The organism is bacterium (assembly GCA_016708025.1).
GTDB lineage: Bacteria > Zixibacteria > MSB-5A5 > GN15 > FEB-12 > FEB-12.
The window spans coordinates 572,116-586,116 of record JADJGQ010000002.1; the positions used below are offsets into that span (position 1 = coordinate 572,116).

Sequence of the window (14,001 nt, forward strand, 5' to 3'; positions counted from 1 at the left end):
TTATGCATCCGGTCGACTACGCGATCATCATTGCCTATCTCGCGGTGCAGATGTACCTCGGGGTGAGCCGTCGTATTCGACCGGATAGCTCGGCGACAGAACTGATCATAGGCGGGAGAGTGTTGACTCTCCCCGCGTTTGTCGCCAGTCTCGTCTCAACCTATTATGGCGGAATCCTGGGAGTGGGGGAGTATTCGTACAATTACGGACTCTCCAACTGGCTGGTGCTTGGCGTTCCGTATTATGTTGCGGCGCTGCTCTTCGCACTCTTTCTGGCACGCAAAGCGCGCGAAACAGAACTGCTGACTATCCCCGATCGTCTGGCGCAGGTCTACGGCAAACCAGCCGCTCTCGCCGGGGCGACCATCGTTTTTCTGATGGCGATCCCGGGCGCATATATCGTTATGCTCGGAGTGCTCTTCCAGATGCTCTTTGGCTGGCCTTTCTGGGTCGGCGTGTTGGCTGGGACAGGCTTTTCGACCATCTACGTATTCGCCGGTGGGTTCAGTGCGCTGATCCGGAACGACCTGATGCAGTTCGGCCTGATGTTTCTTGGGTTTGCCGTGCTGCTGATCTTCCTGATCGCGACCTACGGTGGCCTTGGCTTTGTCTCTGCCAATGTCCCCGATACACATCTTACCTGGCATGGGGGGCGCTCGATCTGGGCGATCGCGGTCTGGTATTTCATCGCCCTGACTACTCTGACAGAACCTGCCTTTTTTCAGCGATGTTACGCTGCCAAAACTCCTCAGATCGCCAGACGCGGGATCATTCTCTCTGTCTGCTGCTGGGCGATCTTTGATTTTATGACGACCTCGTGCGGCCTCTATGCCCGCGCGCTGCTGCCAGAACTTGCCGATCCGCTCGCCGCCTATCCAACTCTGGCCAATCAGGTCTTGCCGGTTGGGATCTCCGGGCTGTTTGCGGTCGCGATGCTGGTGACTGTCATGTCGACTGTCGACTCCTACTCGTTTATTGCGGCTTCGACCTTCAGCAACGATCTCCTCCGACGGATACGACCATTCGATGAAGCAAAGATCACCCGGATGACCCGGATCGGTCTTGGCGTCTCTACTCTGTTGGCGCTGGCGGTGGGGCTTTTCTTCAGGTCAGCGGTAGATATCTGGTATGCGTTTGGATCGATCGGGGCGCCGGCGCTTGTGGTGCCGGTGGTCAGTTCGTTTGTCGGGAAACGACGGTTCAGCGGGAGGTCGGCGATGCTCTCAATCTTGCTCTCAGGCGCGCTGTCGTTGGTCTGGTACCTCTCTTCGTATTGGCAGGGAGGGGAATATTGGCTGGGGATAGAGCCGATCCTGCCGGGGCTGGGGCTTTCGCTAATTCTCTATCTGCTTTTGGCCCGTCGACAGCATTAGTTGCCAGACGCCACTCAAAACCATATATTGGACCTCTATGAGCGACCATATTTACCTTTCCAAAGATGGCCGGATCAAGATGGAGTCGGAGCTCAAAAAGCTAAAATTTGAGGACCGTCCCCGGATCATTGCCGAGATCAAGCGGGCTATGGAGCTGGGCGATCTCTCCGAGAACGCCGAGTACCATGCCGCCAAAGAGGCGCAGCGCCATATCGAGCGGAAGATCGCCGAGATCGAGGATAAGCTGGCACGGGTCCGGACTGTCGATGTCGACAAGATCCCGAACGACAAGGTTTATCTCTTTTCCCGTGTGTTGGTCAAGGATTTGCGGGATGGTGAGGAGATCCTCTATACGATCGCCCCGGCGGACGAGGCAGATGTCGACAATGATATTATCTCGATAAAATCACCGATCGGCGCATCGTTGCTAGGGAAAGCGATCGGCGATGTAGTCCAGATCCAGGTCCCGGCCGGGATGCTCAAGTATGAGATCCTGAAGATATCGCGCGAATAGCCTGTCGGCCGTTTTCCGGCCAGCTACTCTTCTTCTTCAAAAAACTCGTTGTTGATCTGTTCTTCTTCGAAATATTCTTCGGCTTCTTCTTCGGGGTCGATGCCGGAGGCCAGGTTGGCGCATTCCAGCGAGCAGTAATATTCCGCCCCCTGTTTGACTGGTTTTCCGACGATCTTCTCGTTGCACTGATTGCAGAACATGCTTCTTACCTCAATACCCTCTGTTATTGGCCTGGTTGGTACCTTATCCGCCCCGCTCCGCGGGTCAGTCAGCCTCGCGGATTCCTGAGCCGACTATGAGTACAATCTGCCATGTTGACTGTCAATTGTTTTTTCACGGTCCGTCCCTACGGAACAGTAGTTGACGAACCGGGTCCAAATCCCGTTTACTGCATGGATATCGGCCGGATGGAAAAACTGAACGAATCCCCTCCGGCGGTGTTTGTCATATTCATAGCCAGGCCGCCCGGGTCCGCCCGATGAGGCGATAACAGCAACTGCTCACAGAAAGTTCTGGACCATGACTGAACGATTTTATGCCGAGAATATCACCCAGACGATCGGCGACACCCCCCTTGTCCGCCTCCAGCGGATGCCCCAGGAACGCGGGGTCGAGGCGACCGTGCTGGTCAAACTGGAGTTCCTCAATCCAACCGGCTCGGTCAAAGATCGCATGGCGGTCTATATCCTGGAACAGGCGATCCGTCGCGGCGACCTGAAACCGGGCGGGACGATCATCGAGGCGACCTCCGGTAATACCGGGGCGGCCGTTGCCATGTTTGCGGCGGTCAATGGATTCAAGGCAATCCTGACAATCCCGGACAAAATGTCCAACGAAAAGGTCGACACGCTCAAGGCGTTCGGCGCCCAGGTCCATGTCTGCAAAACGGCGGTACCGGCAGAATCCCCCGAAAGCTACTACGAAACCGCCAAACGACTCCACCGCGAGACCGACAATTCCTACATGATCGGGCAGTATTTCAATCTCGACAATATCGAGGCGCACTACAAGATCACCGGCCCTGAGCTGTACAAGCAGACCGAGGGGAAATTCGATGTGTTTGTCGGCGGGATCGGCACCGGCGGGACTGTCTCCGGGATCGCCAAGTATCTCAAAGAAAAGAACCCGAAAATTCAGGTGGTCGCCGCCGACCCGATCGGCTCGATCTACTACCAGTATCATAAAGACCGGACAATGATTGAGCCCCACACCTATCTGGTTGAAGGGATCGGCGAAGATATGCTCTGTCCGACCATCGACTTCTCTGTCATCGACCAGATCTACCAGGTGACGGACAAAGAGTGTTTTGCGGCGGGACGAGATCTTGCCCGCAAAGAGGGGATCCTGGCAGGTGGATCATCGGGTGCAGCAGTGCATGTCGCTCTAAAGCATGCCGCGACCCTGGACAAAGATAAGGTGGTCGTGGTGATCCTCCCCGATTCCGGGTCGAAATATATCAGCAAAATGTACTCCGATGGCTGGATGCGCGAGAAAGGACTCCTCTAATGGAGAGTAAAGATAAACGCTGGAAAAACTTCCGCTTCGAAACCAAAGCGATCCACTCAGGACAGATCGCGGCCGATCAAACCGGCGGCGTCACCCAGGCGATCTTCCCCAGCTCAACCTATCGGGTAGGCTTCCCCGGGGATGAATCCGGCTATGTTTATTCACGCTGGGCCAACCCAACGCGCGCGGCACTGGAAGAAATCCTGGCCGACTTGGAGGGAGGTTCGCACGGGTTTGCATTTTCATCCGGACTCGCAGCCCTCAATGCGGTACTCGACCTGCTTAAGTCAGGCGACCATGTGGTAGCGGTCGATGACCTCTATGGCGGCACCCGGCGCCTGTTTGAAAGACTGATGCGCAATTTCGGGCTCGATTTCAGCTATATCGATGGGACCGATCCGGCCAATTTCGAAAAGGCAGTCAAGCCGAACACCAGACTCTTCTGGACTGAAACCCCGACCAATCCGCTGCTCAAGATCATCGATATCGCCGCGGTTTCCGCGATCGCTAAAAAGCACAATATCCTGCTGGCAGTAGACAATACATTCGCCACCCCGTATATCCAGCGCCCGCTGGAATTGGGAGCGGATATTGTCCATCACTCCGCCTCCAAATATCTGGGCGGGCATTGCGATGTTATCGCCGGAGCGTTGATAGTCAAAGATGAAGCGCTCGCCGAGCGAGTCCGCTTCAACCAGTTTGCGGTTGGTGGCGTGCTTGATCCATTCCAGTCATGGCTGGTGATTCGCGGACTGAAGACCCTGCATCTTCGCATGGAGCGCCACTCCATCAACGCGATGAAAGTGGTGGAGTACCTTGAGACAGTCGATGCTGTCGACAAGATATTTTTCCCTGGCGCCGATGGAAAGCAGGTTGCGAACGGGATGACTATGCCGGGCGGGATGGTTTCGTTTACGGTTAAGGCGGATTTTGAGAAAGTGAAGAAATTCGTCACCGCGACCAAAGTGTTCATTCTGGCGGAGTCATTGGGCGGGGTAGAGTCGTTGATCAATCACCCGGCGGCGATGACCCATGCCTCGATCCCGAAAGATGTTCGTGAAGCGAACGGTATCACGGATAATCTGATCCGTCTGTCGGTCGGGATAGAGCACGCGGATGATCTGATCTCGGACCTGACGCACGCCTTCGCGGCAATGAAATAGTCCTGAGTATTGGCAAACAAAAAGGGCTGGTCGACTGACCAGCCCTTTTCATTTGTGAGTGGCTCTGCTTAGAGACGAAATTCAAGGATCAGTTTTCCTTCGAATCCGCCGACGCGTGCTCTGACTGGGGCCTGGTCGTAGGATGTGCCTTCGAAAACATTACCGCTGATGTTCTGCTGTGTGTCTGCTCTTCCAGTGGTCGAGTTGTTGCCGGGGAGATCCAAGTGCCGATAATACGCGGTTCCCGCAAGGGAAGCCCATGCGTTGATCCGCATACTACACCCCAGACCAAACATCGCGCCAAATTTCCAGCTATGACCACCACTGGATGATTCTCCAAATGATTCGCTGCTCCCCGGTTCCAGTGACGGATACCTATTACTAAGATCGGGCGGCAGACTGAGTCGCACGGCGCTAAGTCCGACTGACAGATAGGGGGCGAGGCGGGCACCCTGCTTCGTTGATAACGCGAATTGATATCCGAGCGTGATTGGATAGACTACCAGCGAATTACTGCCACCCACTGCATCCGACAACGGTTCGCGCGACAGTGTCGTGTCTGCAAAAAGGGTGTAAGTGAAATCCGGCCATCGCTGAATCCGCTCGATATCAAGAAAGAGTGAGTGTCGGCTGGAAAGCGTATACCTGGCGCCCAGACCGAAAACCGGCGTGAGATCGTCGGTTTCGTTGTAAACCGCATCTGAGGCTGATTGTGTTAATCCGCCAATCAGTCTTATTGACACAGGTGTGCGGGCATCGGATGAGCTAATACCCAACATCAGGCTGAATATGAGCAGAAAGAGAAGCTGTTTGAGCGCCGGACTTCGCATGAGAATTCCCCAGTTTGAACCGCTATCTTGTTGCAAGATAATGGCTCGGCCCAGGGTGAGCAAGGAAATATCAAGTTTGAGGGAGGGAGCGTGCGCGCGCCGTTCGTTGCCGATGAATCAAAGATTATGTGAGTCTCTGATAGTCGCCACGCAGCGCCCTAACATATTGATTGGCAATCGGGTATTCAAATCAGAACGTGGACGGGGCAAAAAATTCTACAAAAAAATATGTAAAACGTGGACACTTTTCGGACATGATTGCGTTATAACAGATGCGTTACCTTTAGCTTTTCTTATGTTACCTCTTTAAGAAAATTAAGGCGCTGCGGGAATCCCACAGCGCCTTAATTATTTCCAGCTCACCGCATCATCATGGTAAGCCGTTATTTTCCAAAAACTTACTGAGCGTCCATCAACTCCAGCTCAAAAATCAGAGTCGCATCGGGCGGAATATACCCCGGATAGCCGCTCTTGCCGTAAGCGAGTGTCGGAGGGATGATCAGTTCCCGCTTGCCGCCGACCTTCATCCCGACAATCCCTTCTTCCCAACCATCAATTACCTGCTTGGCGCCAAGAGTTATGACGTACGGCTGACCGCTCGGGCGGGAGCTGTCGAATTCTTTGCCGCGTTTGCCATTGTCATTGAGCCAGCCGGTGTAGTGGACCGCCACACGCATCCCGGTGCGGGCCTCGGCACCTTCGCCAACCTTATGATCGATAATCTGTAATCCGGATTTGGTAGTGACCACTTCGGCCTTCTTTTCTGCGGGGGTGGCCGCGCTATCGGCCTTTTCGGCCGGTTTCATCTCAGTTTTTTCGGCTTTGGGGTCGGCCGCCTTTTTCGTGGTGTCGGCGCTGTTCGCACAGACCACCGCTCCAAGCAGCGACATCAGGGCTATCCCGAGGACCAGTCTTCTCATTGAATTGTCTCCTATCTTGAGTTCTTCAGCTATCGTTTTGACGGCCTGGCGGCCGGAATCGGAAAATACATGATAGGGGGGAGGCAGTTCCAGCAGAAAATGAGTCTAATTGGCCGGAAAAACGCGGGGGAGAGGGAAATTTCCGGAAAATAACGGAAAAAGTCGTATTCGATGACAGTCGGGTGACATACGGAACGGCCGGTTTTGTAGCTTAGTCTTAGCTTTTTCATACGACCCTTAGGAAATATTGAAGCGCCGCCCATACCAGCGGCGCTTTAATTATTTGGGGGATCGGCCCCGATTGCACAGCAGCCCCAGACCGTGTAGATTACCGATAGAAGAACTGAACACCTTGCACTGGGATTCTCATGATCTTGAAATGGCTGTTGGTTTGCATCGCCCTTGTCTCATCGCCTCTTCTGGCTTTCGCCCAATTCCCCGCCAATGTCGACTCGGTCTACACTTTCATGAAATACAATTCAGTGCATCGACTGGAGGTTGACTGGCAGCCGATCGACAGCTCGTTTGCATCGAATATCAAGTCCGCCGCAACGCTCGAAGATACCATGCGCTGTTTTGTGGAAGTACTGCGTGCGCTTGGTGATGTTCATTCGCAGATCTTCCTGAATGATCAGTATTTCGGACACTATGCGGCTCCTGACAAATACACGCGATCCAAAGTGAAGTCACTCACAAAGCGGGCGAACGACGAAACGAATCATATTTTTGCTTCCACCTTAAAGTCAGGGTACGCGTATATTCGGGTGCCGGGGATGCAAGCAGCAAACATTGACGACATCAATCTCCTGGCTACGCAGGTCTACGCTTCTATTAGTATGCTGTCCACGCATAACCGAAAAGGGTTCGTAATAGATCTTAGATTGAACGGCGGCGGCAATCTTTATCCTATGCTGGCCGGCTTGAGTCCACTTCTCGGAGACGGCGTGGTCGGGTACGAAATGACCCCCGATGACAGCGTAGCCCGTGTATGGGAGCTGCAAGGCAGCGATTTTGTTATCGGCGGGTATCGGGCCACAGATCTGGCGCCGGAGTCCGTACTGAACCTGACATCCCTTCCTGTCGCGGTGTTGATCGGCCCGGTGACACGGAGTTCGGGGAGCGCGACTGCGATCGCGTTCAAAGGACGGCCGAATACGATTCTCATCGGTGAACCGACCGCCGATGGTTACACCACATCCAACGGCTATTTTCAGTTTGCGCCGAATCTCTGGATGAACTTCGCGACGACCTTCGTAGCTGACAGGAACAAGGTGGTCTATCGGCATGCGGTAGAGCCTGACACCGTGGTCGCGAAGTATGATTACTTTGATTTGCTTGAAGCTGACGCAAAGATCGCGGCGGCTGTGAAGTGGTTGCGAAAGCACTAGGCAATCGGCAGGCCGGCTCGCGTCCAATTCTGGATGCAACAAATCCACTTTTTCATCGTCTATTTCTCCAACGGTACGCCACTGTTCATTATCCGGAGAAAAACGCATGCATCGACGAACTTTCCTCACCGCGGCCTCATTGACTGTCGGCACAGCGATTATCGCCCCGACACTTCTGGCACAGTCCGACACCACGCAACAGAAACCCGCAGCCCCGCCTAAACCGCCACGTTTCGCCGATGATCTGGTAAAAGATTTCGTTGCCGCCGGACATAATGACCTCGTCAAGGTCAAGGCGATGCTGGCGGAGAATCCAAACCTCCTGTATGCGACCTGGGATTGGGGGGGTGGCGATTTCGAGACAGCGCTCGAAGGAGCCGGGCATGTCGGCGATGATGAGATAGCGAACTATCTGATCGGCCAGGGGGCGCGTCCGAATATCTTTGTGCTGACCATGCTCGGCAAGACTGCACTGGTGAAGCAGGCACTGGAGGACTTTCCGTCACTCTTGAATGCGAAGGGTCCGCACGGGTACACGCTGCTTCATCATGCGAAGCGGGGTGGAGACGCCGCTGCCGAACTGCTTGCGTATCTCGAAAGTAAAGGGCTGAAAGAAGCACGCCTGCCGCTCTGGTGATTGCGGCCGCTGGCTTTCGATCCCCACGATCCCGTCGCTGATGTTCGCTTCGGGACCGTGGTTCACTGATCAACTTAGAGACCGAATAGCAGGCCGACGTTGATCGAATAGAAATCCGATTTGGCGCCGTCCAGGACGTCTCCTGGGATATCCTCAAACTCGCGATCGAGAAAGACATACCTCACATCGCCGAACAGTTTGACACGCGCCGAGGTAGGTAGTTCCACTCCGGCAGCCAGATGCCAGCCGAAATCCTGCGTTGTTTCATCTTCAATACCGGCCGCATTGTAGGTACTTGAATAGTCGATCGTAGAGTTATACCAGCCGCCGCCGATCCCTCCATAGATCACCGGAAGCGGATACAGCAGGCCAGTGACAGTGAGCGGCCAATCCTTGACCGTGACTTCTGAGGAACCAGAGCCATATTCTTCCTGTCGGTAACCGACATCCCCTTCCAGGCTGAGTGCCGGTAGCAGTGGCAGGCGCAGCGTAGCGCCAACCAGATAATTTGAATTCTCTGCATCGGGCGATTTCTGAATACCCAGGTGCGGGCCGAGATATGCGCTCGATTGACTGTTGGCCGACAGCGGCAACAACGCGAGCACTGCCAGACAGATCGCCATGGGAAGTCTCTTCCTCATCTTGTCCTCCAATTCTCATCACGTTCGCCCCAACCTGAAATTCAACGCGACAGAGATCCGAGCAGTTGTCTACTCCGGGTCTGCTGATGAAAAAAAAACGAAGCAGATGCTTCGCTCCAGAGACGTCATAAAAGATACATCGCTCGAGAAAGCACGGACCGGAGGTCCTCGCAAATGTCCTCTTTCTGTTCTGTTCATGTCTCTTATACCCGCGAGCGGCGGTGATGCGATGTCAATATCCCGACAGAGTAAACGAATTTATGCCTGTTGTTTGGAAATGGATAAGTTGAGTCCAGCTTCAAATATGGCTATATCTTTGCAGTAGAGGATGTTTCGATGTGTGATGTTGTCGATGCAAAACGACAATGTGAAAGGAAATGCAGAGTGTGAAATTTTTATGGACTCGCGGAACTAGAAGCGGTTCCGTGAGACAAGACCTTTCATTAGTTTGGTGGTAACTGTTGTCTGCAAATGCGACGGTATCCGAAGGCTGGATTCCCGCCTGCGCGGAATGATGCTTTGGTTTGTATACCAAGTCTGCTGTCGAGAAGCTCTACTTCGCTCGCAAGAGATATTCGCTAACTTTCCAGTTAGACCAATATCGTCTCTTCGCGCTTCGCGCCGGTCGAGACCAGGCAGATCGTCACTCCCAGATCCTTCGCGATATACTCAAGATACGTGCGCGCTTTCTCCGGTAAGGCCGCAAAAGATGTGATCCCGGTGGTGTCGGCTTTCCAGCCCGGCATAGTCGTATAGACCGGTTTGGTGAACTGCAGTTCCGCCAGATCGAGTGGCACTTCATGGATCGTACGGCCATCGAGCTGGTAGTCGGTGCAGACCTTGATCTCATCCATATCATCGAGAACGTCAAGCTTGGTAATAGCGATTGAATCAACGCCGTTGATTCGCACTGCGTGGCGAAGTGCCACCAGGTCAAGCCATCCCGTTCGACGGGGGCGTCCGGTGGTCGCACCGTACTCATCGCCAACCGCGCGGATCTTCTCGCCGACAGCATCAATCAGTTCAGTCGGGAAAGGTCCCGCGCCGACGCGTGTCGAGTATGCTTTGACCACGCCGATCACCTCATCGATCATCTTCGGGCCAACACCCAGTCCGGTCAATACGCCGCCGGTGATAGTGTTGGATGATGTCGCATAGGGGTAGGTCCCCAGGTCAACATCAAGCATCGTCCCTTGCGCGCCCTCGAAGAGTATTTTCTTTCCCTGACGGTACGCCTGATTGAGATGGAGCGAAACATCAACCACCATCGGACGGAAGAGTTCGACCAGCGCTTTCAGTTTTTCCAACGTCACTTCAATGTTGGCGCGCTCGTCGGTGGAACCTTCGAGATAACGTGATTTCATCTTGGCGTTGTATTCGAGCCGGTGACGCAATCTCTCTGGATTGAACAGATCGATCATCCGGATACCGTGGCGCGCGACTTTATCAACGTATGCCGGGCCAATCCCGCGCATCGTGGTGCCGATAGACGAAGTGCCCCGGGTCTCTTCTTCGACGGCATCAATCAGCTTGTGATATGGCAGCACCAGGTTGGTGGCGGGAGAGATGAAGAGGCGATTTTTGTATTCGATCCCTTTGCTGACCAGAAAATCGAGTTCATCTTTGAAGGTAAACGGGTCGAGGACGACGCCATTGCCGATGTAACAGATCTTTCCCGGCTGGATGATTCCCGACGGGATAAGGTGCAGTACATATTTCTTGTCGCCGACACAGACGGTGTGGCCGGCATTGGCCCCACCCTGGCAGCGTGCGATGACATCAGCGTCGGCAGCAAGGAGGTCGACGATCTTACCTTTACCTTCGTCGCCCCATTGACACCCAATGACAACTCTGTTCTTACCCATCGTATCCTTCACCCTTTGGCGGTGGTGGTGGTGGAGATCAGGTCGAGGATCGACCCGATCAATTCATCTTTGCCGATCCCGGTGATCGACGAGAATGGTATAGCCGGGATTTCAAGTTGACGTTCTACGTCGGCTACTTTCTTGTTACAGAGATTCCGGCTCACCTTATCGGTTTTGGTGACGACAGCCAGGACCGGGAGGGATCGCTTGGCGAGCCACTCCAGCATCTGGAGATCGTCATCCGTAACATCACGTCGAACATCCAGCAAAATCACCAGTCCGGTCAGATTGGGGGAGGTCCGGAGATAGGTCTCGATCAATTTCCCCCACTCATCCTTGAGCGACTTGGAGACCTTGGCATACCCATAGCCGGGAAGGTCAACCAAATAGAACCGGTCACTGACCGAGAAGAAGTTGAGCGATCTCGTTTTGCCGGGAGTCGAGGAGACTTTGGCCAGATTGCGATGTCCAACCAGTCGGTTGAGCAGGGTAGACTTGCCGACATTAGAACGCCCGGCCAGGGCTACCTGCGGGCGACTATCTTTCGGCAACTGCGACATCGCGAAGTACGAGCCGACAAACTGACCACTGAATTTCTTAGCGCCGATGGTGCTTCTCCTCGGTCATATTAGCGCGCTTAATGGGCGCGCGCGATCCGTGCCCCGGTCCGACTGCCGGTACGGGGGCGCGCTGTGGTATACGGTGAACGGGTCATGGCGAGTTTCAAAACATCGTCAATATTCCGTACAAAGTGCAATTTGAGTCCGTCCAGCAATTCCTTGGGCATCTCGATTAGATCCTTGCGATTTCGCTCCGGAATCAGCACAGTCAGGATGCCGTGTCGTTTGGCGGCCAGCAACTTCTCATTCAACCCGCCGATCGGCAAGACATCGCCGGTAAGCGTCACTTCGCCGGTCATGGCGATATCAGTTCGAACCGGAATGTTGGTCAACGATGACAACAACGCGGTCAAGAGCGTTATTCCTGCAGATGGACCATCTTTGGGAACCGCGCCTTCGGGAACATGAACATGCAGTTCCAGGTCATCGAAGAAGTTCTCATTCAGGCCGAAGGTCAGAGAATGCTTCCGGATGTATGAGAGTCCGGCTGTGGCGGACTCGCGCATCACTTCGCCCAGCGAGCCGGTGAGGGTCAATTTCGCCTTGCCATGCATTGGGACAACCTCGACCGGGAGGACTTCTCCGCCAAGTTCTGTCCAAGCGAGGCCGACCGCATAGCCGATAGTCGGCTGCTGTTTGACATTGGTGTCGGTATATTTGCGCGGACCGAGATAGGCGGCAACTTTGTTCCCTTTGATCAGGAGCTTCTTCATCTTCTTGCCGCCAGCGATCTCAACTGCCGTCTGGCGAAGGATCGCGCTGATGCGTCGCTCCAGTTCGCGGACACCAGCCTCGCGCGTGTAGTAACGGATCAATTCGAAAACGGCGTCATCGGCCAGTTCAATCCCATACTTCTGGACACCCACCTCATTCATCTGTTTGGGGACAAGGTACTGCTTGGCAATCGCGGCTTTCTCGAAATCGAGATAGCCGGGAAGGCGGATGATCTCCATCCGGTCGCGCAGAGCTATGGGGATCGAACTCATTGAATTGGCGGTCGTGATGAAGAGGATATTCGAGAGGTCGAATTCTACCTCGAGATAATTGTCATAGAATGTATTGTTCTGTTCGGGGTCCAATACCTCAAGCAGGGCCGAGGCAGGGTCGCCGCGAAAATCTTTTCCCAGCTTGTCGATCTCGTCGAGGAGAAAGACCGGATTGGCAGAGCCGGCCTTCTTGAGGGACTGGATGATGCGACCGGGGAGAGCGCCGATATAGGTGCGCCGATGGCCGCGTATTTCTGCTTCATCATGTACGCCGCCGAGGGACATACGAATGAACTCACGTCCCATCGCGCGGGCGACTGAACGTCCGATCGAGGTTTTGCCGACACCGGGAGGACCGACCAGACAGAGGATCGGGCCTTTGACCTTTCCAGCCAGTCGGATGACGGCCAGATGTTCCAGTATCCGCTTTTTCGGTTTCTCGAGGCCGTAATGATCGTTGTCGAGTATAGTACGGACTTCGGCAAAGTCGGTGCGATCTTCGGTCAGGATAGTCCAGGGGATACCAAGCAGCCAATCGAGATACGAGCGAACAACACCGGCTTCGGCAGAGAAGGGGTGCATCTTGCTCAACTTCTTGATCTCTTCCTCGGCTTTGGTTCTGACCTTCTCCGGATAGGGAAGGCTCTCCAGCTTGGTCAGCAGGTCTTCGACCTCAGCGGTTGCTTCGTCGCCCTGGCCAAGTTCATCCTTGATCGCTTTCAGTTGTTGCTGAAGGTATGCTTCGCGATGTGAGCGATTGAGGGCGTCGCGAATGGAACCATCAATCTTCTGTTCTATCTTGAGAATATCTATCTCATCACGCAGAACTTTGGAGAGCAACTGCAACTGCTCTCTGACATCAAACGCTTCGAGTACCCGCTGTTTGGCATCGATCTTCTGGATGATCTGGGCCGCAATAGTGTCGGCCAGTTGATCGTATCGTTCGATCGAGGCGACAGATACCAACACTTCATCCGGGATGCGTCGATTGAGTCGCACATATTCGGCGAACTGCTCGGAGACCGCGCGAGAGAGGGCCTCGATCTCGCGGTCGAACGGTTTTTCCGGTGCCGATGCCAGTTTGAGTTTGGCAGTGAGGTAATTGTTGGTCTTGGAGATCGAAAGAATCTCCGCGCGGACCAGCCCCTCGACCAGCACTTTGAGCGTGCCATTCGGCATTTTCATTACCTGCAGGATGCGGGCAACAACACCGACCGTGTAGAGATCAGCGGCCTTGGGGTTGTCGATCGAGGGAGAACGCTGGGCCACGAGAAACATCTGCTTCTCCTGGACCATTGCTTCCTGCAGCGCATTGATCGTCAGTTTCCGTCCGATCAGGAGCGGATAGATCATATGCGGATAAACGACAACATCGCGGAGCGGGATGATCGGGAGGGTCGAGCGGATCTCGATATCTTCAGCGTTGTGATGTATCTTCACAGCAGTATTTGTCCAATTCTGGTTATAGCCCGTCCGGCTTGACTGCAGGGCGGACTGACTCAACATAACGGATGAAGAGGGTGGCGTAAATATCTTTTCCGGAGGCGCGACGCCAGTG

The 14,001-nt window shown here is 54.4% G+C and carries 13 protein-coding genes; 6 read left to right on the forward strand and 7 right to left on the reverse strand.

Annotated elements, in window-relative coordinates:
- Positions 1 to 2 precede the first annotated feature (2 nt).
- Positions 3 to 1,373 carry a sodium:solute symporter family protein gene (locus IPH75_08750; GenBank protein MBK7142155.1) on the forward strand — a complete coding sequence of 457 codons (1,371 nt, stop codon included), beginning with the start codon at positions 3 to 5 and terminating at the stop codon, positions 1,371 to 1,373.
- Between the two features lie 37 nt (positions 1,374 to 1,410).
- Positions 1,411 to 1,887, forward strand: coding sequence for a transcription elongation factor GreA (greA, locus tag IPH75_08755; GenBank protein MBK7142156.1), 477 nt, complete (start codon positions 1,411 to 1,413; stop codon positions 1,885 to 1,887).
- Between the two features lie 23 nt (positions 1,888 to 1,910).
- Here greA and IPH75_08760 read toward each other — a convergent pair whose 3' ends face one another.
- Entirely contained in the window at positions 1,911 to 2,087 is a 177-nt protein-coding gene (locus IPH75_08760; GenBank protein MBK7142157.1) for a hypothetical protein, read from the reverse strand.
- Positions 2,088 to 2,406: 319 nt separating this feature from the next.
- Here IPH75_08760 and IPH75_08765 point away from each other — a divergent pair, with 319 nt between their 5' ends.
- Entirely contained in the window at positions 2,407 to 3,393 is a 987-nt protein-coding gene (locus IPH75_08765; GenBank protein MBK7142158.1) for a cysteine synthase family protein, read from the forward strand.
- Entirely contained in the window at positions 3,393 to 4,556 is a 1,164-nt protein-coding gene (locus IPH75_08770) for a PLP-dependent transferase (protein MBK7142159.1), read from the forward strand. Before IPH75_08765 ends, IPH75_08770 begins: the two co-directional genes overlap by 1 nt.
- A 68-nt stretch (positions 4,557 to 4,624) precedes the next feature.
- Here IPH75_08770 and IPH75_08775 read toward each other — a convergent pair whose 3' ends face one another.
- Positions 4,625 to 5,386, reverse strand: a complete 762-nt coding sequence (locus IPH75_08775; protein ID MBK7142160.1) for an outer membrane beta-barrel protein — start codon at positions 5,384 to 5,386, stop codon at positions 4,625 to 4,627.
- 398 nt (positions 5,387 to 5,784) lie between these two features.
- Complete coding sequence (locus IPH75_08780; protein MBK7142161.1) at positions 5,785 to 6,306, reverse strand: FKBP-type peptidyl-prolyl cis-trans isomerase; 522 nt, start codon at positions 6,304 to 6,306, stop codon at positions 5,785 to 5,787.
- A gap of 368 nt (positions 6,307 to 6,674) precedes the next feature.
- On the opposite strand from IPH75_08780, the gene IPH75_08785 reads away from it, so the two are divergent.
- Together IPH75_08785 and IPH75_08790 are read left to right on the forward strand one after the other, a co-directional pair.
- Positions 6,675 to 7,694, forward strand: coding sequence for a S41 family peptidase (locus IPH75_08785; GenBank protein ID MBK7142162.1), 1,020 nt, complete (start codon positions 6,675 to 6,677; stop codon positions 7,692 to 7,694).
- 244 nt (positions 7,695 to 7,938) lie between these two features.
- Positions 7,939 to 8,331, forward strand: a complete 393-nt coding sequence (locus IPH75_08790; protein MBK7142163.1) for an ankyrin repeat domain-containing protein — start codon at positions 7,939 to 7,941, stop codon at positions 8,329 to 8,331.
- Between the two features lie 74 nt (positions 8,332 to 8,405).
- Here IPH75_08790 and IPH75_08795 read toward each other — a convergent pair whose 3' ends face one another.
- The 4 genes from IPH75_08795 to lon form a co-directional block, all read right to left on the reverse strand.
- Positions 8,406 to 8,972 carry a porin family protein gene (locus IPH75_08795; protein MBK7142164.1) on the reverse strand — a complete coding sequence of 189 codons (567 nt, stop codon included), beginning with the start codon at positions 8,970 to 8,972 and terminating at the stop codon, positions 8,406 to 8,408.
- A 590-nt stretch (positions 8,973 to 9,562) separates the two neighbouring features.
- Positions 9,563 to 10,837, reverse strand: a complete 1,275-nt coding sequence (locus tag IPH75_08800) for an adenylosuccinate synthase (protein ID MBK7142165.1) — start codon at positions 10,835 to 10,837, stop codon at positions 9,563 to 9,565.
- Positions 10,838 to 10,845: 8 nt separating this feature from the next.
- Positions 10,846 to 11,397, reverse strand: coding sequence for a YihA family ribosome biogenesis GTP-binding protein (locus IPH75_08805; GenBank protein MBK7142166.1), 552 nt, complete (start codon positions 11,395 to 11,397; stop codon positions 10,846 to 10,848).
- Between the two features lie 77 nt (positions 11,398 to 11,474).
- On the reverse strand, positions 11,475 to 13,949 hold the full coding sequence (gene lon / locus IPH75_08810) for an endopeptidase La (protein MBK7142167.1): 2,475 nt from the start codon (positions 13,947 to 13,949) through the stop codon (positions 11,475 to 11,477).
- Positions 13,950 to 14,001 lie beyond the last annotated feature (52 nt).